This window comes from Aliidiomarina shirensis (assembly GCF_003987345.1).
GTDB lineage: Bacteria > Pseudomonadota > Gammaproteobacteria > Enterobacterales > Alteromonadaceae > Aliidiomarina > Aliidiomarina shirensis.
Genome location: NZ_PIPP01000003.1, coordinates 51,113 through 76,458 on the forward strand (window position 1 = coordinate 51,113; position 25,346 = coordinate 76,458).

The 25,346-nt window shown below is 46.1% G+C and carries 19 protein-coding genes; 9 read left to right on the forward strand and 10 right to left on the reverse strand.

Going from position 1 to position 25,346, the window contains the following annotated elements; genetic code table 11:
* Positions 1 to 29: 29 nt before the first annotated feature.
* Entirely contained in the window at positions 30 to 275 is a 246-nt protein-coding gene (locus tag CWE13_RS07695) for a DUF2970 domain-containing protein (protein ID WP_241973658.1), read from the forward strand.
* 95 nt (positions 276 to 370) lie between these two features.
* On the opposite strand, the gene prlC is transcribed toward CWE13_RS07695, so the two are convergent.
* Positions 371 to 2,410, reverse strand: a complete 2,040-nt coding sequence (gene prlC, locus CWE13_RS07700) for an oligopeptidase A (protein ID WP_126807455.1) — start codon at positions 2,408 to 2,410, stop codon at positions 371 to 373.
* 222 nt (positions 2,411 to 2,632) lie between these two features.
* Between prlC and CWE13_RS07705 the strand changes: the two genes are divergently transcribed.
* Positions 2,633 to 4,924: a S9 family peptidase gene (locus CWE13_RS07705; RefSeq protein ID WP_126807456.1), complete on the forward strand. Its 2,292-nt coding sequence runs from the start codon at positions 2,633 to 2,635 to the stop codon at positions 4,922 to 4,924.
* A gap of 71 nt (positions 4,925 to 4,995) precedes the next feature.
* Here the strand turns inward: CWE13_RS07705 and CWE13_RS07710 are convergent, their stop codons facing one another.
* Entirely contained in the window at positions 4,996 to 7,095 is a 2,100-nt protein-coding gene (locus CWE13_RS07710) for a GGDEF domain-containing protein (protein WP_126807458.1), read from the reverse strand.
* 249 nt (positions 7,096 to 7,344) lie between these two features.
* Between CWE13_RS07710 and CWE13_RS07715 the strand changes: the two genes are divergently transcribed.
* The gene (locus CWE13_RS07715) at positions 7,345 to 8,697 is read left to right on the forward strand and encodes a mechanosensitive ion channel family protein (protein ID WP_126807460.1); all 1,353 of its coding nucleotides are present in this window, start codon (positions 7,345 to 7,347) and stop codon (positions 8,695 to 8,697) included.
* Between the two features lie 10 nt (positions 8,698 to 8,707).
* Here the strand turns inward: CWE13_RS07715 and CWE13_RS07720 are convergent, their stop codons facing one another.
* Positions 8,708 to 10,762: a tetratricopeptide repeat-containing diguanylate cyclase gene (locus tag CWE13_RS07720; RefSeq protein ID WP_126807462.1), complete on the reverse strand. Its 2,055-nt coding sequence runs from the start codon at positions 10,760 to 10,762 to the stop codon at positions 8,708 to 8,710.
* Positions 10,763 to 11,047: 285 nt separating this feature from the next.
* Between CWE13_RS07720 and CWE13_RS07725 the strand changes: the two genes are divergently transcribed.
* Positions 11,048 to 11,764: a YebC/PmpR family DNA-binding transcriptional regulator gene (locus CWE13_RS07725; RefSeq protein ID WP_126807463.1), complete on the forward strand. Its 717-nt coding sequence runs from the start codon at positions 11,048 to 11,050 to the stop codon at positions 11,762 to 11,764.
* Between the two features lie 63 nt (positions 11,765 to 11,827).
* Here the strand turns inward: CWE13_RS07725 and dsbG are convergent, their stop codons facing one another.
* Both dsbG and CWE13_RS07735 read right to left on the reverse strand, forming a co-directional pair.
* Positions 11,828 to 12,595 (reverse strand): thiol:disulfide interchange protein DsbG, encoded by a 768-nt coding sequence (gene dsbG / locus CWE13_RS07730; RefSeq protein ID WP_126807465.1) that lies wholly within the window; start codon positions 12,593 to 12,595, stop codon positions 11,828 to 11,830.
* Between the two features lie 61 nt (positions 12,596 to 12,656).
* Entirely contained in the window at positions 12,657 to 13,730 is a 1,074-nt protein-coding gene (locus tag CWE13_RS07735; protein ID WP_126807467.1) for an SEL1-like repeat protein, read from the reverse strand.
* A 161-nt stretch (positions 13,731 to 13,891) separates the two neighbouring features.
* Between CWE13_RS07735 and CWE13_RS07740 the strand changes: the two genes are divergently transcribed.
* Positions 13,892 to 14,575, forward strand: a complete 684-nt coding sequence (locus CWE13_RS07740; RefSeq protein WP_126807468.1) for a DNA-3-methyladenine glycosylase I — start codon at positions 13,892 to 13,894, stop codon at positions 14,573 to 14,575.
* Positions 14,576 to 15,039: 464 nt separating this feature from the next.
* Positions 15,040 to 16,584, forward strand: a complete 1,545-nt coding sequence (locus CWE13_RS07745) for a DUF4365 domain-containing protein (protein WP_126807470.1) — start codon at positions 15,040 to 15,042, stop codon at positions 16,582 to 16,584.
* Between the two features lie 102 nt (positions 16,585 to 16,686).
* Here CWE13_RS07745 and gorA read toward each other — a convergent pair whose 3' ends face one another.
* On the reverse strand, positions 16,687 to 18,042 hold the full coding sequence (gorA, locus tag CWE13_RS07750; protein ID WP_126807472.1) for a glutathione-disulfide reductase: 1,356 nt from the start codon (positions 18,040 to 18,042) through the stop codon (positions 16,687 to 16,689).
* Between the two features lie 204 nt (positions 18,043 to 18,246).
* On the opposite strand from gorA, the gene CWE13_RS07755 reads away from it, so the two are divergent.
* Entirely contained in the window at positions 18,247 to 19,269 is a 1,023-nt protein-coding gene (locus CWE13_RS07755) for a hypothetical protein (protein WP_126807474.1), read from the forward strand.
* Positions 19,270 to 19,323: 54 nt separating this feature from the next.
* Here CWE13_RS07755 and CWE13_RS07760 read toward each other — a convergent pair whose 3' ends face one another.
* The 3 genes from CWE13_RS07760 to udk form a co-directional block, all read right to left on the reverse strand.
* On the reverse strand, positions 19,324 to 19,998 hold the full coding sequence (locus CWE13_RS07760; RefSeq protein ID WP_126807476.1) for an MlaC/ttg2D family ABC transporter substrate-binding protein: 675 nt from the start codon (positions 19,996 to 19,998) through the stop codon (positions 19,324 to 19,326).
* A 65-nt stretch (positions 19,999 to 20,063) separates the two neighbouring features.
* Positions 20,064 to 21,275 carry a NupC/NupG family nucleoside CNT transporter gene (locus CWE13_RS07765; protein WP_126807477.1) on the reverse strand — a complete coding sequence of 404 codons (1,212 nt, stop codon included), beginning with the start codon at positions 21,273 to 21,275 and terminating at the stop codon, positions 20,064 to 20,066.
* A gap of 45 nt (positions 21,276 to 21,320) precedes the next feature.
* Positions 21,321 to 21,953 carry a uridine kinase gene (gene udk / locus CWE13_RS07770; protein WP_126807479.1) on the reverse strand — a complete coding sequence of 211 codons (633 nt, stop codon included), beginning with the start codon at positions 21,951 to 21,953 and terminating at the stop codon, positions 21,321 to 21,323.
* Between the two features lie 226 nt (positions 21,954 to 22,179).
* Here udk and cfa point away from each other — a divergent pair, with 226 nt between their 5' ends.
* Positions 22,180 to 23,292: a cyclopropane fatty acyl phospholipid synthase gene (gene cfa, locus CWE13_RS07775; RefSeq protein WP_126807481.1), complete on the forward strand. Its 1,113-nt coding sequence runs from the start codon at positions 22,180 to 22,182 to the stop codon at positions 23,290 to 23,292.
* Positions 23,293 to 23,317: 25 nt separating this feature from the next.
* On the opposite strand, the gene CWE13_RS07780 is transcribed toward cfa, so the two are convergent.
* Positions 23,318 to 23,911 carry a hypothetical protein gene (locus CWE13_RS07780; protein ID WP_126807483.1) on the reverse strand — a complete coding sequence of 198 codons (594 nt, stop codon included), beginning with the start codon at positions 23,909 to 23,911 and terminating at the stop codon, positions 23,318 to 23,320.
* A 234-nt stretch (positions 23,912 to 24,145) separates the two neighbouring features.
* Between CWE13_RS07780 and pheA the strand changes: the two genes are divergently transcribed.
* Positions 24,146 to 25,309: a prephenate dehydratase gene (pheA, locus tag CWE13_RS07785; RefSeq protein ID WP_126807485.1), complete on the forward strand. Its 1,164-nt coding sequence runs from the start codon at positions 24,146 to 24,148 to the stop codon at positions 25,307 to 25,309.
* The last annotated feature ends 37 nt before the right edge of the window (positions 25,310 to 25,346 follow it).

The following is a 25,346-nucleotide window of genomic DNA, read 5'->3' on the forward strand; positions in this document are numbered from 1 at the left end:
TTTGAAAGGCTCACACTAAAGGAATCATCATGCACAGCGAAAATTCGCCAGCAAACAATGAAAACCATGCTGAATCGCACGAAAAACCAGGGCTTTGGGCTGTGGTAATGAGCGTTTTAGCCGCTATGTTTGGTGTGCAAACGGAAGCAAACCGCCGCCGTGATTTCTCAAGCGGCAACCCGATGGCCTACATTGTTATCTTCGTAATTTTCTTAGCATTATTTGTACTAACCATTGCAGGTATCGTTACCTTGGTGATCTCACTTTCGAGTTAGTACCGATAATGAAAGCTAGCCCTAAAACGCTACAACAAAAACGCCCCGACGTGTGAACATCGGGGCGTTTTTCATGTTAAAACCTAGCGCAAGATTTACGCGGCGATACCAGAATGACGTAATAACGGCGCAATATCGGGTTCACGCCCACGGAAGGCTTTAAACAGATCCATGGCATCTTTGCTGCCACCCATTTCCAGAATATTCTCCAAAAACGCACGGCCGGTATCGGCGTTGAAAATGCCTTCTTCTTCAAAGCGCGAAAAGGCATCGGCCGAGAGCACTTCCGCCCATTTGTAGCTGTAATAACCGGCCGCATAGCCACCTGCAAATATATGCCCAAAGCTATGTTGGAAACGATTGTAAGCCGGTGGTTTAACTACCGAAACCTGATCCCGAACGTCATCTAAGATGCCTTGAATATCCACATCAGCGCCAGCTTGGTGAATTTGCATATCAAATAATGAAAACTCGAGCTGACGCACCATTTGCATGGCCGCTTGGAAATTCCGCGCCGCTAGCATGCGTTCTAGCAGATCTTGAGGCAATGGCTCGCCCGTTTCGTAATGGCCAGAAATAAACGCTAACGCTTCAGGTTCCCAGCACCAGTTCTCGAGGAACTGACTCGGTAACTCTACCGCATCCCACGCTACGCCATTGATACCGGAAACGCCCGCCACATCCATCTTAGTGAGCATGTGGTGCAAGCCGTGGCCGAACTCATGGAACAAGGTAATCACTTCATCGTGCGTAAACAGCGCCGGCTTATCGCCCACTGGCTTGTTGAAGTTGCAAGTTAGATACGCCACTGGCAACTGCAGTTGGCCATCAGGTAAACGGCGGCGCACGGCACAATCAGCCATCCAAGCACCACCTCGTTTTTTAGCCCGCGCATATAGATCAAGGTAAAAACCGGCACGCAGTTCATCGCTGTTATCTCGGATCTCAAAATACTTAACTTGCGGGTGCCAGGTTTCTGCTTCCGCTTCCTGAATTTTAATACCGAACAAACGCTCAGCCACAGTAAACAGACCCTGCACCACCTTTTGCTCAGGGAAATAAGGCCGTAGCTGCTCATCAGAAATATTGTACGAATTCTGTTTTAGCTTCTCGGCGTAATATGGGATATCCCATGAATTTAAATCGCTCACACCGTATTCTTTGTTCGCAAAGGCCTTTATCTCAGCCATCTCTTCTTTCGCTTGCGGTAGCGAACGAGTAGCAAGATCGTGCAGGAAGTTCACTACCTGTTCGGCGTTATCAGCCATTTTCGTGGCTAACGACATATCGGCGAAGTTTTTAAAGCCAAGCAGCTCCGCCAACTCGTGCCGCAACGCTAAGATTTCTTGCATAATGGCGGTGTTATCAAATTTGCCCGCATCTGGGCCAAGCTCTGAAGCGCGGGTTACGTATGCTTCATACATGGTTTCGCGAAGCTTTCCGCTATCGGCATACATCATTACCGGCAAATAGCTTGGGATATCCATCGTGAACACCCAACCTTCAAGGTCTTTTTCTTCCGCAGCTTCTTTTGCACCCGCTATGGCACTTTCTGGCAAACCCGAGAGTTCGTTCTCATCGGTTACGTGCGCATACCAATGGTTGGTAGCATCGAGCACTTGGTTGCTAAACTGCGAGCTAATTTGTGAAAGGCGGTTTTGAATTTCGCCGTAACGCTTCTTCGCCGCATCTTCGAGGCCAACACCCGAAAGCTTAAAGTCACGAATCGTTTCAGTTACTACACGTTGCTGCGCTTCACTTAACTGATCAAATTCTGGGCCCGCCGCCAAAGCTTGATAGGCTTGATACAGCCCTTCATGTTGACCAACCCAAGTAGAGTATTCCGAAAGCAATTCTAGGCAACCATCATGCGCTTCGCGCAGTGCTTCTTGGCTCATTACCGCGTTTAGGTGCGAAATGGGGCCCCAAATTTTAGTGAGCTTATCATCGGCATGCTCCAACGGTGCTACCAGCGTTTCCCACGTAGGCGCGGTTTGCCCCACTACGGCTTCAATAGCCTGCCGACACTCGGCAATTCCGGCTTCAACGGCTGGTTGCACGTGCTCTGCTTTAATTTTCGAAAAAGGTGGGTGGGTGAAATCACCAAGCAGAGGGTTCGTTGCATTCATTGTCATTGCTATTCTTTCCTTCTTTCATGTAAGGAATGGCTTCAAATTCTTTCGTAGGCGTTACTATATCTTAGTATTACCTTATTAATGCGGCCACCAATGGCCAGTTTCAAGGCCAAGCGCCGGAATCAATCGGTCGGTTGGGGTTTATTCATACGCAAAAACCGATACAATCGATTGCCAAGAACTGTTTATGTCCTTTTGCCAATGGATAACCAACGGAAACTTATGATGAAAACAACAAAAATAATGGCGCTTGCCGCCGGGGCTTCATTGCTACTAAGTGCATGCGCAACTAGCCCAGAACTGCCTTCTCCGCGCGGGCAAGCTAGCCCAATGCCAGCCGATACTACATTCACACTCGCTGATATATATGCCAGCGATATGTTCAGTGCAAAAGGTTTTCCAACCACCCGTTGGCTAGCCGATGGCTCTGGCTACACCACCTTAGAAAGTGCCGAAGATGGCGGCCGCGATATTGTGCGCTATCACCCAGAAACTGAAGAACGCACAGTGTTGGTGCACGCTGCACAACTGCAGCCTGAAGGCGCGGAAGAGCCATTACGCATTGCGAACTACGAATGGTCGGAAGATGGTAAGCAATTGCTTATCTTCACCAACACCAAGCGTTCATGGCGCACCCACACCTTGGGCGATTACTGGGTATTGAACTTGGAAAACGGGCGCTTAGTGCAGCTCGGCTCTGATTTCCCAGAATCTACCTTACAGTTTGCCAAATTTGATCCTGCCGGTAGCCGCGTTGCTTATGTAATGCAAAATAATATTTACGTGCAAGAGTTAGCGTCGTTGGATATTACCCAAATTACCAGCGATGGCAGCAGCACTATTATTAACGGCACCTTTGATTGGGTGAACGAAGAAGAATTCTCGTTACGCGATGGTTTCCGTTGGTCACCGGATGGCGAGCACATTGCTTACTGGCAGCTCGATACTAGCGGCGTGCCAATGTTCACCATGATCGATAACGTGAGCGAGCTTTACCCTACCCTCACTGAATTCCCTTACCCGAAGGTAGGCGAAACTAACTCAGAATTGCGCGTAGGTACTATCTCTGCCAACGGTGGCGATACTACGTGGGTGCAATTGCCAGGCGATCCGCGGCAAAACTACATTGTGCGCATGGAATGGGCTGGCAACAGCGATGAGCTCATGGTTCAGCACATGAACCGCGCGCAAAACAACATGCAGTTTTGGTTAGCCGATCGCGCTACCGGTGAAGCGGTTTCATTGATTACCGAGCAAAGCAATGCGTGGGTTGAGCAGGTAGATGATGTTCGCTTCTTCCGCGATGGCCAAAGTTTCTTATGGCAGAGCGAACGTTCTGGTTACCGCCATTTATATCGTTTCGACCGCGATGGCAATGGCCTCACGCCATTAACGGAAGGCGATTACGATATCGTGCAAATGCTAGAAATCGTAGCTGATGAACAAGGCAATGGTTATGCCTGGTTTATCGCTTCGCCAGAAAACCCGCTGCAACGCTATTTATTCCGCGTTGATTTAAGTGGTGAAACGCCAGCTGAGCGTATTACCCCGGAAGATTGGCCGGGCTATCATGGTTACACCGTATCGCGCGATGGCCGTTTTGCTCTGCACACAGTAACTCGCATGGGTGTTCCTACTGAAACGCGCATGGTGCGGTTGCCGGATCATAGCGTAATTAACGAACTAGAAATGAACACCGAATTGAAAGAAGTATTGGCTGAGAAGCTTACCGCTGACGTGGAGTTCTTTCAGGTTGAAGCCCGCGATGGCCTAATGCTTGATGGTTACTTAAAGCGCCCAGCTGATTTTGACCCAAGCAAAAAATATCCGTTAATTATGCATATCTACGGCGAGCCATGGGGCCAAACAGTAGCCGACCGCTGGTTGGGCCAAACCCACTTATGGCACGATTACATGACTCAGTTAGGCTATGTAGTAGTTTCTATTGATAATCGCGGTACACGTTCACCACGGGGCCAAGAATGGCGCCATTCGATATACATGCAACTTGGTATTATCACCGTGCGCGATCAAGCCGATGCACTTGATCAGATGCTTGAACGCTGGGATTGGATTGATGGCAACCGTGTAGGCATGTGGGGCCACAGTGGTGGTGGTTCACAGACCTTGAATGCACTGTTCCGTTACCCTGAGAAGTTCCATGCGGGTGTGGCGTTAGCGCCGGTTCCAGATTTACGTTTGTACGATACTATTTATCAAGAACGTTATTCTGGCTTGTTACCTGATGCGGCGGACAGCTACGAAGAAACTTCGGCGGTTACCCATGCAGCAAACCTGCAAGGCAGCTTGTTGTTAGTTCACGGTACCGCCGATGATAACGTGCACTACCAAGGTAGTGAGCGCTTACAAGATGAACTTATCAAGCACAATAAACAGTTCCGTTTCATGGGCTACCCGAACCGTACTCACGGCATTCGTGAAGGTGAAGGTACCAGCCTGCATTTACGCACCATGATTACTGAGTTCTTCTGGGAAGCGCTTCCCGTAGAGTAAATACGGACACATCTAAATAGCTCTAATACAAAAGCCCGCTTTATGCGGGCTTTTTTCTTAATGAATTCAAATTAATTCATGTTTTGTTTGCCGACATTCGGGCCAGTAATGAGCTCGTAATGGATTAAATCTTTTTCCATCGCCTCCGCCAAATCGTTATCTAAATATCGGCTTACTTCTTCATATGGTGCTTTTAAGCCAGTAATACCATAAGCGCGGTTACGGCCATGAACTTTACCGATATATAACGCCATATCCGCTATCTGTAGGGTTTTCTCCCAACCGATATTACTTTCATCTACCCCGGCAAATGGCAAGCTGATAAAGCCGGCGGTAGCCGTTACTTGTATCTTTTTACCCTCATGAACAACAGCTTTTGAGCCAATCACTGTAAGCACTTTCTCAGCATAATCACTGAGTTTCTCGGGGTTCATATTCTGTAGATAAATTAAGAACTCTTCACCGCCCCAACGAATTACCAAATCGCTAGATCTTACGATGCTAAGCAAGCGTGTGCTGAGCTCCTTCAACACTGTATCGCCAGCGGCATGCCCAAAATTATCATTGATACGTTTGAAGTAATCGATGTCCAACAGAATCATTGCATCAGGATATTCTGCCAGATGTGCTCGGCGCTCGCCTTGCTCACGCTTTTGCATTTTTTCCTGCAATGCACGGCGATTAAACAATGCGGTGAGCGGATCGCGCTGAGAATGGAACTCAAGCTGTTTGTTCGCTACTTTTAGCTGTTTATTCGCTCGCCGCGCTGCTCGGTACATGATGCCCACTAATACCAAACCTAGAATAACCACAATAGCGAACAGCACCACTATTTGCTGTTGCAGTTGCTTATTCTCGATAACTCGTTCTTGCAAGGCATTACGCTGCTCTAAAAGCTCAATCTGCTGAAGTTGATCTTGCGCATCATAGCGACTTTGCAATTCACTGAGGCTAGCTTCCCGATCGCTACGGAAAATATCGGCACGCAAATCGCGCTGGGCAATTAATGCTTCGCCTTGTTGCTCGAACATACCAGCTCGTGCATACGCTCGGGCGATGTAATCATATAAATCCGCCTGTTCCAACGCTGAATATAGGGCAAGCAAGCGGTCACCGTTTTCGACTACTTGAGCAATACCCGATTCAATATTACCGAGAAATACATCAATGTAACCTAAATTAAACCTAAGCAAATGCGCCATAGAATCATCGTCGGCACTTTCCACATCAATATAGTTGAGCGCTTCGGTAAGCATCTCTTTAGCTTCTTCATAACGTTCAAGTTCTATCAATGTGCTACCGATATTATTCATGCTAAGTAACACTGTATCTTCAAAACCAACGCGCGAAGCCCATTCAATTGCTTCCTCGTAGGTAGCCATCGAATCTTCATACAGTTCCATTTGTCCTTCGATAAAGCCCTGTAGTAGTAACAGATCGGGAACATCCTCCACCAACTCAATACGCTTTGCTTCCTCTACATTCCGTTTTGCAAGAGCAAGGGCTTCATCAAAGTTACGCAAATCACTATGAATCCCAGTAATTTCACGGGTGAGTGATACCCGGCGAAGCTCTGTTCGTGGGTTATCACTACCTTGAATGGCATCCAAAGCTTGAATCGCCCGCTCCAGCGCTCGTTCGTATTGGCTGTTAGCACGAAAAATACCGACCATAATGCTATTAGCGTAATAAAGGATTCGTGGGTTTTGTGTATCTTCGAGTTCTTCTATGAGTTGTTCTGCAAGAATTAGCGAGCGGGCCACCTCACCGTTATACCAATTTAATGCCACCAGGTTCGCTTGTACTTCTGCGATAACATCAGGATAGGGATAGCGCTCGGTGAAGCTCTGCATATCTTCGATGAGCTCAATAGCGCCAGGAATATCGCCTCGTTCGGCCAATTCAAATGCTTTATAAGTACGGCCACGTACATAGGTAGATGGATACTGGTCTGGGTCAAGTGAACCTAAAATATCATCAAGTTCCACGGCAGCCGCTTCGACATCATCAATACTGAGATAACTATCGAGGCGCTCTTCGAGTTCTGGATGGGTTATGCGCTCAATATCTTGAGCCCAAGCAGCCTGAACTGCCACAAAGATTAAGAACAGAAACAGATTAACAACGAGTATCGCACGATAACCAAAGCCGCTTGTTTTTCTTTTGTTCATGAACCTACCATTCAGAAAATAGTGACGGCCCGATTAAGTGCAACACAACCGAAAGCGGGGAAGTTAGATATATAACGTATATTTAACATAAAAGATGATTAAATATCCAGTTAGTACATAAACTCTTTAATCGTAGTTAGCGGTAATATTGGCAATCTGAAGTTACACATGCCGCCGCTCGAATGGTGGCGTAACACTAAAATTTAGGTCATTATTAACTAGATTTTAAGCCAACGGAGATTCGTCAGAATGGAGTTAATTCTTGCACAAGCCCAAGTGATCTTTAGCGAGCAAACCATTTCTGAATGGGTGGTGCTTTTACTTTCGATATTAGCAGCGCTCATTTCGCGCCGAATTCTTCTGAATAAACTGGGTGAGCGCGGTAATCAAAGCCAAGGTTTACGGCTTTTCGCTATTCGTTCATTAGAACGCCTGCTGTGGCCAGTAACCATGCTCGTAGTGTTATGGCTGGGGCAACTAATTGTAAACACTTACCAGCTTGAAACCTTGATGCTGGATTTAGCTTTACCACTAGTACTATCGTTTGCGGCGGTTCGCTTCTGTGTATATTTCTTACGTAAAAGTGTAAAAGGCGGCCCGTTCTTAAAAGCGTCCGAGAGCTTCATTGCCGCAACCATCTGGATAATCGTTGGCTTACACTTAACTGGGCTGTTACCGCAAGCTATGGCCGCGCTTGATTCCGTGGGCACTACTATTGGCTCCTTCCGCCTCTCACTATTATCCGGCTTGAAGTTAACGGTTCTAATTATGGTAGCCCTCACGATTGCCGGATGGCTTTCGCACTTAGTTGAAGTGCGCCTTACCGAAAATAAAACTATAAATGCCAGCGCCCGCGTAGGGTTAATCAAGTTCGTAAAATTCGCAGCCATTACCATTGCCTTATTAATTGTTCTAAGCTCTGTCGGCGTTGATTTATCAACCTTTGCTGTGTTTGGTGGCGCACTTGGTGTTGGTTTAGGTTTTGGCTTACAACGAATTGCCGCCAACTTTATTAGCGGCTTTATCGTGATCATGGACCGCTCAGTAAAGCCCGGCGATGTCGTTACCATTGGTACCGAATTTGGCTGGGTGCAAGAACTGAAATCGCGCTACATTGTGCTGCGCAATCGTGCAGGCGTTGATACGTTGATTCCAAATGAAAACTTAATTACCTCGAACGTAATTAACTGGAGTTATGCGGATCGAAACGTACGGATGGCCGTGCAGGTCGATATTGAATATACCTGCGATCCTGAAAAGGCTATTGAAGTTATGTTGCCGTGCGCTTTTGCTTCCGATCGTGTATTAAAAGACCCAGCCCCCAATGTGTTCTTAAAAGAATTTGGCGATAGCGGTATAACCATGGAGCTACGCTTCTGGATAGCCGATCCGGAGAGCGGAGTGGAGCGTGTTAAATCGCCGATTCGCGTAGCCATTTGGAAAGCTTTCCAAGAACACGGTATTACTATTCCATTCCCGCAGCGCGATTTGCACCTGAAGAGTATTGATATGGAAGCACTGCAACAACTACAAGATAAACTCGCGCGCGAGAATGCTGAAATTGAAAAAGCTGGCCCCGGAGCGGGGCCGAAAGAAAAATAATCGAGTTCTGTTACTTCGGGCCGTTAAAAATCGTAAGCGGGGCCCAACCTTTATCAATCGCTTGATTAAGATCGCGGTGCAGCACTTCATGAATTTCCGCATACGGCTTCGTAAGCTTTCGTATGTGTGAAATCTGGTTACGGCCGCGTAACTTACCTACGTAAAGCAGCATATCAGCTATTTGCAGCGCTTTTTCCCAATCACATTCGCGCTCAGAAACGTCGGCAAAAGGCAGAGTAATCATTCCGCCGGTTACCGATACTGGTATGCGGTTTTGCTCATAGTAAACCGGTGTATCGCCAATTACATGCAGAAGCTCATCAGCAAGGTTGGCAAGTTCTTCGTAGTTACGGTTACGCACGTAGATTAAGAATTCCTCACCTCCCCAGCGCACCACCATATCGTGCTCAGCTACCGCATGGGTTAATCGGGTAGCTACTTGTTGTAATACTTCATCGCCGGCCGCATGGCCAATGCGATCGTTGATCTCTTTAAATAAATCAAGATCCAGCAGGATAAGTGCATCAACATTCCCAGCATCAGCGATTGGGTAGTGTTCACCCGCCCGTAACTCCATCTCTTTCTGCATCGCACGGCGGTTGTGTAATTTCGTGAGTGGGTCGCGCAGCGTTTGTTCTTGTAGCTTTTCGTTCGCAGTGTTTAGCCGCACATTGGCTTTTCTAGCGCTTCGATAGGCGTAGTATAAAAGCGTTGCAGCCAACACCAATACAATGGCAAATAGCCATACAATGCGGCGCTGCAAAGCCGCATTCTCAATAACTTGCGCTTGTAAGTTATTGCGCTCTTCCAACAGCTCTATTTGTTGATCTTGTTCACGCGCTTCGTATTCAGCGGCCAATTCAGAGAGCATTTGCTCGCGCTCGCTGGTTAACAAATCAAAACGCAATCGCATGAGTTCACGCAAGGTATCGGCTTCTTCAATGTACATACCCGCTTCACGATACGCCCCCGATAAAAACGTTAACACTTCAGCATGATCACTGCGCCGTGCATGCTCTTTCATATACAGCGCAATAGTTTTCATTTCCTCGATACCCTCGGCGTATAGGCCCCGCTTCACTTTAATATCTGCAAGATTGAATTTTAAATAATTCATTTCCCGCATCATATTGGCATTTTCAGCAGCGCTTACACCTGCAAGTAAATACTCTTCAGCCTCCGTGTAGCGTTCCCGTTGAATAAGAATGGAACCAATATTGTTGCGAGAAACTACGGCGATACGCGCATTATCAGTGCGTTCTGCCCATTCAGCAGCGATTCGGAAAGAATCGAGTGCCATTTCGTTTTCATCGATTTCTGGGCGTGATTGCAAAAATCCCTTTAGCAAATAGAGATCGGCAAGCCTGTGGTGTACTTCATACCGCTCACCTTCAGCAATAGTGGAGTTCGTTAAATCTAACCCCGCACGGTAGTTCTCTAAATCGGTATGCAGATTGGCAATGTGATAATTCAAAAACTGGCGGCGCCGCAACGTTTGTACACCGCGGGTGCGAGTTAATGCTGCCTGCGCTTGCAAGAAAAAGCCTAGGGCTTCTTCATAACGTTCAACTTCTTGCAACGCTCGGCCCGCAACATTATTCACAAAAAACTGAATACGCGGGTTCATTATCTCGTCCACTAAAGGCGTTAACTTAATCACGTAACGCACTGCTGTATCGTTGTCACCCTGAGCACTGAGCACTTCCATAAACACAGCCCATGCTTCAGCTTGAGCTTCCACACTCTCGGCCGATCGTGCAAAGCGAATGAGTTCTTTGGCGAGTATTTCGGCTTCAGCAAAATTTTGCTCGGCGTGTGCTAACTCAAGGGCTCTATATCCCCAGGCACGAACATACGTAGAAGCGGGCACATTGATAGTAACTCGCTCTAATAATTCAGCTAATTTTTCACGATCTTCGGGGTAAAAGCCGACACCTAGAATACTATCAAGCTCTTGCTCGAGAGCGGGGTCAACTAAATCTACGGCATTTGCGGTATTGAACGCGATCAGACAACTAAAAAAGCTAATCAGAGCGAGATGCCCTAATTTGGTACATATTTTCATGTGGTTCTAAATCCTAAACTAAGTGGTGCTAAAATAACCGCCAACAGATCAGACCACAAGCAATATTTGTCATTGTTACGTCATAATCACGCCAAAATGAGATGAACTCCGGAATGAATTTAAATCACTTTCATTTCACTTTTTCCTCAAAACAACACAACGCTTTTCGCAAATTATCGAAGCAAGTATTATATGAACATGCACAAAGCATTAGGATTCCCCCAAAGCAAACGGTAGAATTCAGCAACAGCTATTTACATCGAACAAATTAACGGAAGTGAGTTTATGGGCCGCGCTTATCAAAATAGAAAAGAATCAATTGCGAAAACAGCTACCGCAAAAAGCCGAGTGTATAGTAAATATGGTCGGGAAATTTACGTAGTAGCCAAATCGGGTGGTGCCGACCCAGATACCAATATCTCATTACGCGGCCTTATTGATCGCGCCCGAAAAGACCAAGTACCAGCGCACGTAATTGCGAATGCCTTAGATAAAGCTTCGGGTGTTGGTGGTGAAGATTACTCACCGGCCCGTTATGAGGGCTTTGGTCCTGGCAACTGTATGGTCATTGTGGAATGTTTAACCGATAACCCAAACCGAACGTTCGGCGATGTGCGCAATTGCTTTACTAAATGCAAAGTTAAAATTGGCGCCCCCGGTACTACCGCACACATGTTTGATCATTGCGCAATTTTCAGTTTCGCCGGTGATGACGAAGACGTAGTACTAGAAGCACTTATGGAGGCCGATGTGGATGTTACCGATGTAGAAGTTGAGAACGGCATGGTAACGGTATTTGCGCCCCACACAGAATATGCTAATACCAAACAAGCATTAGTGGCTGCGTTTCCTGATATCGAATTCGAAACCGATGAAATTCAGTTTGTGGCACAAAACAGCATGGATATGCCGGAAGACGATATTCCGATGATGGAAAAGTTTTTAGATATGCTAGAAGATTGTGATGATGTTCAGCGTGTTTATCATAACGCTAATTTTTAACACGCTACTCTGAAACTAGAAAAGGGGCTCATGAGCCCCTTTTTGTTTTTCCAAATACCGGTTTTACGGACGCGGACCAAATATCGCTTCAAGTTGCTGCGGTTGTGGCATGCCGCGAATCACTTGCACATGATCGTTTTCATCACGGAAATATACAATGGGCGTAGAGCTTAAATTCAATTCGCGCATAATGCGATGATTGGCCCGAATTACCGATTCACCAATACGCACAAAACGTGCAACCGCTTCAATTCCGCCACGATCACGGCGATCAATATGCTCTTTTAATGCTTCCGCCGGGTCCGGGGAACCCATAATAGCCGCGGCTTGTGCTGGGCTTTCTTCACGAATAATACCCACCATCATGTGCCGTAACTGCACCTTACCAGCCGCAATCCAAGGCTCTGCGGCCTCACGAAAGCGATGGCAATAAGGGCAGTTTGGATCGGTCATGGTATAAATAACTCGTGGTGCATCCGGATCACCATCTTGCAACAGTGTGGCGCGGGAGATTTGTTCCCAAGCGTGCTCTTGTGCTGGTCCGGTAACCAGTTCATACAGAGGATCCGCTGCAATATCTCGGCCCTCCAGATCTAATAAATTTCCTACAATTACATGTTCACCATCGGCAGTAAGGTATAGCGCTATCGCTTGGCCTTGATATTCCGCCGCATACCCTTTCAAACCGCCCGGAGCAGGGAAGCTATCAACAATGGTAAGGCCTTGGTTAGCGAGCATCTGAATGGGTGCTGGCAATTCTTCCGCCTTTACCACCGATGCCATCATACAACTGCCCACAACAGCGGCCACGATTAACTTCAGATACTGCATTTATCACTCCAATTGCTAACTATTTATCTATACGGCTCAATCGCCAACCATTCTATCATGCTCAGTAACTTTCGATCAGTTCTTCGGCAATACTGCTCCCCGCTTCAGCGGCATTTTCAAGCAACTCGCGGCCACGTTCTCTCTGCTCCGCGCTTTCGGCATGCATCAACAAACGCATACCGTGCCACGCCATGACATCTATATCACCTTGAGTAATTAGATACTCAGCCCATGCTGGATGCACATAACGCAATGCCAAAAGCCGCTGAGCTTGGATGTTGCCATTGCGGGCGGCGCGCTCATACCAATAAAACGCTTCGGGTAACGCATCAATTTGTTCACTTTCATAACGCACCAGTGCCTCCGTGAGGCCACCCAAATATACTTGCTGCTCAGTAACCCCAGCATTCGCTTGATTCAGAGCATCATTGTAAGCGCTTAGCACATCCGCTTCCGCATCGGAGCTCATTTGCGTGTAGTTAATTGAAACCGTAGTTATTGATACATTCTCGCTCTCTGTATAGCGCCAACGCTGGAATGCTCGCCCTGCTTCACGGAGGAAATTTCGATCAGCAGCATTCAATGGCTGCATTGCCACAACCCTGCCTTCCGGGTTGATACCAATAATCACTTCGAGCCAGCCATGATTCCCACTCAAGGCAACTTCAGATGTCATTCGTGGTGTCGGCCGGTTAATTGCTTCTGGTGGGGGCATATCGAGATTCAAATCTTCTGCCTGAAACGATACCTGCACTGAGCGGTTAAGCTCTAGTAAAAGTTGATTCGCCTCTGCTTTTTCTGCGGCCGATAAGTGCGGTTCGATTTGCTCAATAATCTCTTGCGCTTGTTCATTCCCCCAGGCGCGTGCTGCAAACAAATACCCTAGCGATGCAACCGGGTTATATTCTACGCCCCGCTCCTCTATCAGCATCAAGCCAATCATGTAGGCCGCATCTGAACTTCCTAAGGGCATCAACTGCTGAAAAACCGTATGGGCATCTTCAAAACGTTCCAGCGCCAGTAAATCAAGGCCCACAGTAAAATCTTCGGTTTGCTGAGCCAATGCCGCAGGTGCCGATAAACTAAATAATAGGCTCATCGCCGAAATAATAATGAGCCGAGGTAGCCGAATCATGAGCAAAGTTCCTTTTTATGAAATTGCGAGGCACGATTGTTGCGCATATACAGCAAAAACACAATTAAGCTCCCGCGATAGCAAGAATTTGCAGGGCTTATTGGTTAAGGTATATTGGTTGCATCATTTTTGTGTTGCGCTTTTTCAGTGAGGAATTTTCAGTGGCGAGTAGTATCCCGAGCTTTCATCTTTTCTATGACCGAGCTATAGCCCGCAAGGGCAGTAAAAAAGCGATTCAGGGCACACTTCCGAAAGTTGCCAGCGCTGCTGAATTGATCGCTGTTGGCGATGATCGCTACCTTTCCGAGCTCACAGCCTGTGTATTTCGCGCGGGTTTTGTTTGGCGCATCATTAATCATAAATGGCCTGGCTTTGAAGAAGCCTTTAGCGGTTTTGTGCCATTATATTGGCAGCAGGTGCCACCTGAACGGTTGGAAGCTTTGGCACGCGATGAGCGCATTGTACGCAATATGCAAAAGATATTTACCGTGCCCCAAAATGCGCAAATGATCGTTGAAGCTTCAGAGGAATATAACGGTTTTGGGCGTTTTTTAAGCCAGTGGCCTTCCAATGATCAAGTTGGCTTATTGCTATGGCTAAAGAAAAACGGAGCGCGTCTAGGCGGCGCCACTGCACAACACTTTTTACGCCGAGTTGGCTGGGATGGCTATGTACTTTCATCGGATGTGGTTACCGCACTGGAAAATCACAACCTACTCGATGCCGCGCCTACCAGCAAAAAAGGGCTCACCCAAGTACAAACCGCGTTCAACGCGTGGCACAAAGAAACCGGCCTGCCCTTCAGCCATTTATCCCGAATTTTATCGTATAGCGTGGGCGCCTAAAGCTAGCGGCCGCAGCAACCTACTACTACGCCCCCTAGACAGTTTACACAATTAGGAAACTTGGTACTGTCCACTTATACTAAGCTGACAGATTTAATTTGAGAGTTTCTGGCTATACCTGTATTAGCAAGTCACCGCAGACTTCTGTAAATCTTTATCTTCCTCTTTACCAAGCCTACTAAAAAACCACTTTAATGAGTAATTGTCAATTATCACAACAAATACTATAAACACTAGCTGCTGACCTGTTGAAAGTTTCCGTAATAGACGAAAGAAGTTGAAAATAGTACGCTTATACGTGAGTTCACAACCAATCGTTGAAGTCTTCGCAGCGACTCATCGTTTGGAGAAGATATGTTCTTACGTAATTTTTTAAGTTCGAGTACTAAAAATTTTATACGTCGATATCATCGGGTTAAACCTGTATAAAGTATTCGTATATTTATAATGTATTAAGGAAATTAATGAGTCTCAACCCGTCGGAAATTGGCCGTATCGGTGAAAGCGAATTTTCAAGCTTATGCGCTAAAGCAAAGTATACGATTAATAGTTCAACTCAAGATGATCATGGTTGGGATTTTTTGCTTGAACTCCCTTCCCGCCATCCTATTGGCGTGAATACTCTCAATCACGCGGTCGAAACTATCTTTGTACAAGTAAAAGCAACAACCAGCAGGCAACCGAAAACTCAGGTTAAACTTTCAAACTTACGGAAACTGGCAACCTCACCAATTCCATGTTTTATAGCACTTCACCTTCTTAATTCCGAGCATAATACAGAGGTACTTTATTTAAAGCATGTCGACCACACTTTGGTAGAAAAATGGCTTCAATGGTCTGCCCAGCACATCAATGACAAGCTAAACACGATTAAGAAGCTTATAAAATTTGATAAGTCGGAAATACTTTTGAAAGTCCACCAAAATGAACTTGACTCTGCTATACGGTCAGCCGTAGGTGATAGCTACAACCAATATCTCTTTGATAAATCAAAACTTCTTGAAAAACTGGGCACCCCACAGGGGAAAATGCACTTTACACTTAAATCTCTGTATAGTCCTAACCCTTTGGCTGATCTTTTCACCGGCGCCCTTGATAAGGTCCAATTAGATAATCTGTGTTTTAGTGAAGAGCTTTATGGTATTGAACGTCCTCACCCACAAATTCAGGTAACGGGACCAGCTGAGCTTCGCTTAACGCCTAAATCATTTGACAAATGCACTATTTATGTAACCGATCCCGAGACTGATATTGAATACGAAATACCTGGTGATTTATTCTTGCCGCCTACAGATCTTCTTCACGAAAATTATAAACCTATGCGGATAGAAACAGAGACTTTTGCTATTCAAATAAATCTAGCCGCGTTTGATCAACCTCAAAGTGCTTCATTCACATCGAAGTTAGAGCCAAATAAAGCTCTACCCATAACCTACCTTGCTAACGCGATACCAATTTTGCATCTCTTTGAGCATACTCAAGAGCCATGCAAGATAAAGATACATTCAGAGAAGTATGGGCCACTTCAGGCTTCATTTAATTCTAATTCGCAAGACTCAACATTAAAAGAAGCCTCGAAATCGGCACAGAACCTTTGTGATTTTTGCCAACTAAAAAATTTAGCGACACCTACACATGCCACTCCTCAGCAAATTGCTGACCAAAGCACTGCGATATCTTTCTTATGGCTCGTTGCCCAAAGGCACCCAAAGCCTCACGGGATAACTCTAAACTGCACGTTTGAGGTAGATAAACAAGCTAATGTAGCTTGTGCTATTTGTACACATATATGCTTGGGTGAGCATGTTCTTATAGGTATAACCATCAATGTGGGCAAGCCAATTCCTTCGGACTTAACTCAAGTGTCTATATCAGACATCACAATCCATGATGTATTGGTTTTCAGTGCAAGTGATGTAGATAACAAAAAAATAAAGGATTCGATGGAGGCAGCGCTTGCGCCTTATAAGGCTAGTCACATTACGCATATTTTTCGTATGGATTTTTAGCACCACACTTGACTTATTTTTCTTTTACTAAGAAAGATAATTTTCCATAACATAGACCAACTTTCAGATTTTTAAACATGTAGGAGTAGTGTTTCTACACCATCATTTGAGAGTAACAAATTCTTCCGCACTTGTAGGGTGCAGCGCTACGGTGGCATCGAAATCAGCCTTGGTAGCGCCCATCTTCATGGCTACTGCAAAACCTTGTAGAATTTCATCCATACCTTCACCAATGCCATGAAGGCCCACAACTTTCTCTTCTTTACCTACACACACCAGCTTAAAGTTACTCAGCTCACGGTAGGGCGTAATGGCGTTGTACATAGCGGCAAAGCCGGAAGTGTAGGCTTTCACCTGATCCTCACCATATTCAGCGATAGCTTCAACTTCACTCAAACCAATAGTACCAATTGGCGGGTGGCTAAATACGATCGTAGGAATTAAGCTGTAATCCATATGCGCATCTGGCATATCTTGGTTAAACAAGCGCTCGGCTAACAACCGGCCGGCTTTAATCGCCACTGGCGTAAGTTGCGCTTCTCCGGTTATATCACCTACCGCATATACACCAGAAACATTGGTATTTTGATATTTATCGGTACGAATAAAGCCTTGCTCATCAGTTTTCACACCCGCATTTTCAAGGCCAATAGCATCGGTAGCCGGTTCACGGCCAATTGCCCAAATTAAGCAATCAACGCCGGTAATTTCTTCATCGTTTAGCGTCGTAATCGTTAATAGGCCATCGCTGCCTTTATCTACTTTCTTTACTTCAGAAAATGGGTGCAAGTTAGGGCCATGGCGCTCAATTACGCCCATCAGCGTATCGATAATATCGCGATCAAAATAACGCAGCGGCCGATCTTGGCGCACTAATAAATGGGTATCCGTACCAAGCGCATGTAATACGCCGGCAATTTCCACAGCAATGTACCCTGCGCCCACAACTACGGCTTTTTTCGGCTGCTCGGTTAATGCAAAGAACCCATCGGAATCAATACCATGCTCAGCGCCCGGCACTGGCGGCAGAGTAGCTCGGCCACCCACAGCAATGGTAATGTGATCTGCGGTAATACGCTCGCCATTCACTTCAACTTCATGGGGGCCTACAAACTTAGCAAAGCCTTCAATGTATTCAACGCCATTTCCTTCAAAACCGCGTTTATAGCCACCGTGAATGCGCTCAATGTAAGCTTCACGATTCTTCACTAAAGTACCCCAATCAAAGCCTGTTTGCTCTAATTCGAAACCATACGCTTTGCTATATTTAATAGCTTCGGCAATATGCGCACCGTACCACATCACTTTTTTCGGAACACAGCCAACATTTACACAAGTACCGCCAACCGCTTTCGCCTCAATTACTGCCGCTTTGGCTCCGCGAATTGCGGCACGGTTCGCCGATGCAATACCGCCGCTGCCAGCGCCAATGCTCAAATAATCGAAATGTCTGCTCATTGCTGTTTTTCCTTACATCTAGTTATTTCCAAGCGATTGCGGAGTATATCACGCTGAGCCTATTTTTTGATTTACGTAAATTCGATTAAAGCAATCTGGACGTTCATTCCACATTCGTGCAAGCTAAGCATTACGAGCCTGATTATTTTTAAAATACTAACTATTATAAAAAGGGAATTTAGGCTTTTTCGTGAGGATGGATGCTTGCAAATCACGCAATTTAACAGGCTACTAGCTATCATCGCAGCGAGCTTCTTTGTTGCCCAAGCAACAGCACAAGAAGAACCGTTGCTGCTGCCTGTAGAAAAGAAAGTTAAAGCGAAAGCAGAAGATGAACAAGATACCGACGATCTTGAGCTAGGCTGGCTCGATGGTTTGCAATCAGGTGTAGAAAGCTCGGTTGAAAATACAGCCCGTTGGATCGATAACTTTTTCGGCGATAGCCGCGCATTTGATGGTGATTACGATAGCAAAGGCCGCTTATCGGTTGGCCCTGAGTGGAGCCAATATGATGGTTGGAAAGTTCGTTCTAGCTTTCGAGCGCAGTTTACCCTACCGAACACTGAAGAACGTTTCTCGGCTATTATCGGCCGCACCAATTTTGATGATTTTACCGTTGAAGAGCAAACCTCATATCGCGGCTCAGTGATTCGCTCTGATCGTGGCGACCAAGAATGGATTGTTGGGCTGGGTTTTAATCCCAACCAAGGTGAAGCGAACCGGTTCTCTATTAGTGCCGGTATTCGCGGCGGTTTAAAAGCGGATCTATATACCCATGCCCGTTATCTGTACCAGTATCGCATAGATGAATTTAAGCAGGTGCGCACGCGCTCGAGCTTATTTTGGCGGGATAGTGATGGCTACGGCTTTAATCAACGTATTGATATCGAGAAAAGCGCCAGCCCAGAATGGCTTAGCCGTTTTACTATTGATGCTACACGCGCTGAGCGAATCGACGGTATTCGTTGGCATGGGAGCTTCGCGGTATATCACCTTTACGGAAATGAACGAGCAGTAGCAGGTGAAATCTGGTACGAAGGCGAAACCAAACAAGAAGTGCCATTGCGAGAATGGGGGTTACGTGCCATTCACCGTCGTCAGTTCGCCCGAGATTGGCTTTACCTAGAGCTTTCCGGTGGTTTGCATTGGCCGCGTGAAGAACTAGCTCATCGGCGTGAAGCACAATGGCTTATTGGCCTTGAATTTGAAATGTGGTTCGGCAATTAAAAAAGCCGGCAAGCCCAATACATTAGGAACTTACCGGCTTTCGAAAATATGCGATTAATCGTTTGTGAAATCTGAAACGTCTATATCTTCATCTAAATTAATTTCTTTGTTCGCACGCTCGCGAAGCAACTCAATCGTACCATCAATACCGTTTTGACGTAACGATGCCTCGATCTCTGAACGTTGCGCGTTCAACATGCTTACGCCTTCAGCAACCAAATCAAACGCCATCCACGGTGCATCAGGGCTTCGACGTTGCAACTGAAAATCTAAACGAATGGGTGGCCGCCCGCCTTTTTCTACGAGCTGCGCCCGAACAGTTACACGGCGCTCATTTTCATAACTTCCAGCACGGCCAAAAGATATTTTATGGCGAGTTTCATCGTACTGGGTGAATACTCGCGCGTAGGTGGTTACCAAATATTCGCGAAATACCGTTACAAATTCTTCTTGCTGACTCTCATTCAAGCGATCCCAATTGCGGCCCAATACTAGCCGTGCCGCATATTGATAATCTGAGTAGGGTAACAGTTCATCAACCATTATCTGCCGCAAGAAACCCGGATTCTCTTCAATGGTGCTGCGCTCTTCGGTAATGCGAACTGTCATTCGCTCTGCGATTTGCTCAAGCATTTTGAACGGGTTGCTCGTATCAATTTCTTCCGCTTTTGCATTACCAAAAGCGAACGCTAATAAAATTACACTAATCCATACTGTCAATTGTTTCATGTGATTACTCCTCGGTTCACACAATACTTCCTTTGAAACCACTTCTTCCTTCTACGCTGTACCTTTTATGCGGCCAGAACAAAAAAGAATCCGGCAATACAAGCACTCATTAAGTTAGCAAGTGTAGCAGCCAACAAAGCGCGCATGCCCATCGTTGCAATATCTTTACGTCGGCTCGGGGCCATACCACCTAACCCACCCAGCAAAATAGCAATCGAAGAAAAGTTAGCAAAACCACAAAGCATAAAGGTGATAATGATTTGGCTTTGCATGCTCATTGTATCTTTAAATTGCGCGAAATCTAAGTAGGCAACAAATTCGTTGATTACCAGTTTCTGGCCAATAAAGCTGCCAGCGATCTGCGCTTCATCCCATGGAATACCCATAATGAACGCGAGCGGCTGGAAGATATAACCAAAAATAACCTGCATGGTAAGCTCTTCGTAACCAAAGAACCCGCCGAACCAGCCTAAAACGCCGTTTACTAATGCGATAAGTGCTACGAACGCAAGCAACATAGCACCTACGTTTAGGGCCAATTGCATGCCGCTCGAAGCGCCTGAAGCTGCAGCATCAATCACATTTGCACGGCGTTCTTCCGTAGGCACATGTTGCAAATTATTATTCGGTTCTTCTGTTTCTGGCACTATGATCTTCGCCATTAACAAAGCACCTGGCGCCGCCATAAAACACGCAGCAATAAGGTATTTCAATTCAATACCCAAGCCTGCATAACCGGCAAGCACTGAACCGGCGATTGAAGCTAAGCCACCCACCATTACGGCGAAAAGCTCTGAACGGGTCATGTTTGGGATAAACGGACGCACAACTAGCGGCGCTTCGGTTTGGCCTACAAAGATATTCGCTGCAGCCGACATTGATTCAGGGCGGCTGGTACCCAGTAGTTTTTGCAAACCACCACCAATCAAGTTGATAACCTTTGTCATGATGCCAACATGATATAAAACGGCGATAAGTGAAGAGAAAAACACAATAACGCTTAATACATGAATAGCGAAAATAAACCCTTGTGAGTATTCACCGATATCACCAAACAAGAAGCTAATACCCGCGTTTGCGTATTCAATTACACTCGCGACACCGAAGGCGATGCCTCCGAGCACTTCTTGCCCGATAGGCACATACAATACAAATGCACCTAACCCTGCTTGCAATGCAAATGCTAAAACGATGGTACGCCACCGAATACTTTTACGTGCTGTTGAGAATGCAAACGCAACCAGTAACAACACAGCCATTCCGATAAGGCTTATCATTCTGTTTCCCTATTTATTATTCGCCGGTATTGAGCTCAATTAGCTTTATTCAGCCAGGAGCTGCCGGATTTTTGTTTTAATAATATCAATGGCAATTTCGTTTTGGCCGCCGCGGGTTACCACAAGATCGGCAAATTGCTTCGAAGGTGCGATAAATTCAAAAAATGCGGGGCGCACATAATGTTCATACTGCTCAGTAATCGAACTAAGTGAACGGCCTCGCATTTCAATATCACGATTAATACGCCGTAATAAACAAATATCTAAGGGCGTATCCATAAACACCGATATATCGAACTGATCCCGTAATTTAGGATCACAGAGTAACAAAATACCTTCAACGAGGATAACCCGAGCTGGCGTTACCGGAATAGTATCTTTTATACGTGTATGTTCTTTATATGAATATTGCGGCATTTCAACTGAATTTCCATCGCGTAAGCTCTGCAAATGGGCAGCTAACAGCTCATGTTCAAATGCGCTCGGGTGATCGTAGTTGGTAAGTACTCGCTGATCTAATGATAAATGGCTTTGATCGCGGTAGTACGCATCTTCTGAAAGAACAGAAATACGTTCGCCACCAAGTTCAGCAACTAACTCTTGGTAAACAGTTGAAGCAAATAAACTTTTCCCAGAAGCTGAAGGCCCAGCAATGGCAATAACAGTTGTTTTTCCCACAAGTAACCCTATTTTCTACATCGGTAACCGCACATTAGCGCGCATTATCCCGAATTACGGTTCATTTATAAACATGTAATTCTGGAAATCGCAGCTTATACGCTACAAATTCAATTTTTTTTGTTAATGTTTATGTTGATACGATTAGAAAAAACACAACTTTGGTAGATGTAGAGTACAAGGTTTATGGCGAAATACACATTTCCGGCAACAGGAGACGTAACGCATGAACTCATCTTATCGCCTAGCAGAAGAACTATTGCTCGCGGCTGACATTCAAATAAACGGCAACCGCGATTGGGATTTTCAACTTCACGATTCGCGCGTGTTTGCGCAAGCGCTAGCCCGGGGAAACTTAGGCTTGGGCGAATCTTATATGGACGGCGAATGGGATTGTCATGCGCTTGATGAATTCTTCTTTCACCTGTTACGAAATAAAGTTCAGCAAAAAATTAACCCATCTCGCTTGCTATTCCACTTCTTGAAAAATCGTTTCTTTAACTTACAAAGTAATCGCCGTTCCTGGCAGGTAGGCGAAGCGCACTACGATATTGGCAATGCGTTCTATAAAAAAATGTTGGACGACCGCATGGTGTACACCTGCGGTTATTGGAAAAACGCTGAAAATCTGAACCAAGCACAAGAAGCAAAACTCGATTTGGCCTGCCAAAAACTGGGGTTGCAGCCGGGCATGCGGGTTCTTGATATCGGCTGTGGTTGGGGTAGCTTCATGCGGTACGCGGCCGAGAATTATGGCGTTGAATGCGTCGGTATTACCATTTCTAAAGAGCAAGCAAAACTAGCGGAAGAACACTGCGCTGGCTTACCGGTAGAAGTACGGTTAGCGGATTATCGGGATATGAATGAACCGTTTGACCGCGTAGTAAGCCTTGGCATGTTTGAACACGTAGGGCCGAAAAATCACCGGAAATATATGGAAGTAGTGAAGCGTTGTGTAGCGCCCGATGGTCTTTTCCTGCTGCATACTATAGGCCGTAATATAGGCGATACCATGCCCGACCCGTTCATTGAGAAATATATTTTTCCAAATGGAGAATTACCATCTATGCGCCACATTAGCCGGGCGAGCGAAGGTTTGTTTGTCATGGAAGATGTACATAGTTTCGGTGCGGATTACGATAAAACACTCATGGCCTGGCACGCTAACTTTGAAGCAGCTTGGCCGGAATTCAAAGAGCAATACGGTGAGCGCTTTTATCGAATGTGGCGTTATTACCTACTTTCTTGCGCAGGCGCATTCCGTTCTCGTGATATCCAGCTTTGGCAATGGGTACTTTCGCCCAAAGGAATCATTGGCGGTTATGAGTGCCCGCGTTAGCGAGCACTCACTTTCAAATTTATAATTAGTAGCCCCAAGGTGCAGGTGGCGAATCAATAATTTCGCTTAAATCGAAATCAACTCGCCATGTCCACTCACCGTCGGCCATTGTGCCGTAGCTATAGCGTTCGCCAGGCACCACTTCTATTCGCCAACCCAGGGTTTCGCCGTTCTCACCCGTTCGTTCAGTGAAAATAAACATCTGTTGCTCCGCCGTTCCAGTATCTACTGTAGCGCCACCATAATCAGTTTCTTCAGAAGGTGAGCCGTCGGGTTCGCGATGATCATGGCTTAACGTTAAATGATCATGATGCCGAGTGTAGATCCAAGTACGAGAGCGATCCCAATCATTGCGATCCGGCTTTTCAATGTGGAACGGCGCCAGAACCTGATTTTCCGAACACTCGCGAAAGTGCACAATAAGTTTTTCATCGCCTTCAAGCAAATCACGGCCTGGACGCTCTATTACACGTTCTCCCGCATATGCTTTACCACACAAACTTTTCAACGCTGCAAAGAATTCCTGCTGTGGTTGTTCATCCGGTGCCGCGCAAGCAGTTGTTATAACAACCGCGCCCAGCACACATAAACTACGAAATAAAATTTTCGAACTCTGCATATTTTGCCTTACTCCTGATAGTAAAAACCTCACCGAATAGGCGCCTACCGAACTGTAACGCGCAAAATAAAATTTTTCAGCGTGTTTCTAAAAAAACCTACCGAATCTGTTGTTATTTACTGCACCTACGCCACCAATTTACGCAAGTTTCATGGTATCTTCATAAATTCACAAGATTATAGCTGGCCTGTTAAACGGGTTTTGGCAAAAGAGTATGAATTGAGGGCGATACCCATGGATTTACAATCGCTGCGCACGCGCATTGAAGATGTCGATCGGCGCATTTTAGAAGCACTCGCCGAGCGCCGCGAAGTTGCGTTGGCCGTAGCACGCAATAAAGCTGAAAAAGCAGGTGCCGTGCGCGATACTGAACGTGAAGCTTCACTGCTATTACGGCTTATGGAGCACGGCACTGAACTCGGCCTTGATGCCGGCTACTTAACGCGCCTTTACCAAATTATTATTGAAGATTCAGTGCTCACCCAACAAGCCTGGATGCAACAAGGCGATGGTAGCGGAAGCTTAAGTATTGCGCATTTAGGTACGGCGGGCAGTTATTCCCACTTGGCCGCACAAGGCTATGCCAATCGTCGACAGTGCACGCTGCAAGGCGTTTCCTGCGAAACCTTTAATGATGTTTTGAAATCAGTTGAAGATGGGAATACAACCCTTGGTATTTTACCGATAGAGAATTCAACATCGGGTTCTATCAACGAAGTATACGATTTACTTCGCCATACGCACCTGCACATTGTTTCCGAAACCTACCTTTCGGTTGAACATCAACTGCTGGTTAGCAAAGGCGATGAAGATAAAGAAATACACACGATTTATGGGCACCCGCAAGCAATAGCACAGTGCTCACGTTATTTAAGCCATTTAGAAAATGTGAAAGTGCTTTCTTGCCCTTCATCAGCCCATGCAATGGAGCTGGTAGCAACTAGCAAAGAACCTGGTATTGCCGCCCTAGGTTCGCAAAGCGGTGGCGCGTTGTTTAATCTTGTTGCAGTGGCGCAGAACTTAGCGGATCAGCCCGGTAATCAAACACGCTTTATTTTAATTCAACGGGAAGCCTGCCATGTTCCGCAGCAGGTGCCAGCACGTACCAGTTTAATTATGGCCACCCATAATCAGCCAGGCGCACTCGCCGATGCGCTGATTATCTTGCGCCAGCATGAACTCAACTTAATTAAGTTGGAATCGCGGCCAATGCCAGGTAATCCTTGGGAAGAGTTATTTTATGTAGATTTGGCCGTACACGAACAAAGCCCGCAATGGCAAGATGCGTTGCGGGAATTAAAGGCAATGACCCGGTTTATAAAAGTGCTCGGTAGTTATGCTGACGAGCGAGTGAAAGCAACACGAGTAATAGCCCCAGAACAAAAATCTGGCGCTTAATTTCACAACTTAGCTACACTTAACGAAATTATTTTGG

Coding starts and splice junctions, on each gene's coding strand:
- CWE13_RS07735 (WP_126807467.1), bottom strand. CDS start 13,730: ATGATTCGGCTACCTCGGCTCATTATTATTTCGGCGATGAGCCTATTA.
- dsbG (WP_126807465.1), bottom strand. CDS start 12,595: ATGCAGTATCTGAAGTTAATCGTGGCCGCTGTTGTGGGCAGTTGTATG.
- prlC (WP_126807455.1), bottom strand. CDS start 2,410: ATGACAATGAATGCAACGAACCCTCTGCTTGGTGATTTCACCCACCCA.
- CWE13_RS07745 (WP_126807470.1), top strand. CDS start 15,040: ATGAGTCTCAACCCGTCGGAAATTGGCCGTATCGGTGAAAGCGAATTT.
- gorA (WP_126807472.1), bottom strand. CDS start 18,042: ATGAGCAGACATTTCGATTATTTGAGCATTGGCGCTGGCAGCGGCGGT.
- CWE13_RS07725 (WP_126807463.1), top strand. CDS start 11,048: ATGGGCCGCGCTTATCAAAATAGAAAAGAATCAATTGCGAAAACAGCT.
- CWE13_RS07720 (WP_126807462.1), bottom strand. CDS start 10,762: ATGAAAATATGTACCAAATTAGGGCATCTCGCTCTGATTAGCTTTTTT.
- CWE13_RS07765 (WP_126807477.1), bottom strand. CDS start 21,275: ATGATAAGCCTTATCGGAATGGCTGTGTTGTTACTGGTTGCGTTTGCA.
- CWE13_RS07695 (WP_241973658.1), top strand. CDS start 30: ATGCACAGCGAAAATTCGCCAGCAAACAATGAAAACCATGCTGAATCG.
- CWE13_RS07780 (WP_126807483.1), bottom strand. CDS start 23,911: ATGCAGAGTTCGAAAATTTTATTTCGTAGTTTATGTGTGCTGGGCGCG.
- CWE13_RS07715 (WP_126807460.1), top strand. CDS start 7,345: ATGGAGTTAATTCTTGCACAAGCCCAAGTGATCTTTAGCGAGCAAACC.
- cfa (WP_126807481.1), top strand. CDS start 22,180: ATGAACTCATCTTATCGCCTAGCAGAAGAACTATTGCTCGCGGCTGAC.
- CWE13_RS07710 (WP_126807458.1), bottom strand. CDS start 7,095: ATGAACAAAAGAAAAACAAGCGGCTTTGGTTATCGTGCGATACTCGTT.
- CWE13_RS07760 (WP_126807476.1), bottom strand. CDS start 19,998: ATGAAACAATTGACAGTATGGATTAGTGTAATTTTATTAGCGTTCGCT.
- pheA (WP_126807485.1), top strand. CDS start 24,146: ATGGATTTACAATCGCTGCGCACGCGCATTGAAGATGTCGATCGGCGC.
- CWE13_RS07705 (WP_126807456.1), top strand. CDS start 2,633: ATGATGAAAACAACAAAAATAATGGCGCTTGCCGCCGGGGCTTCATTG.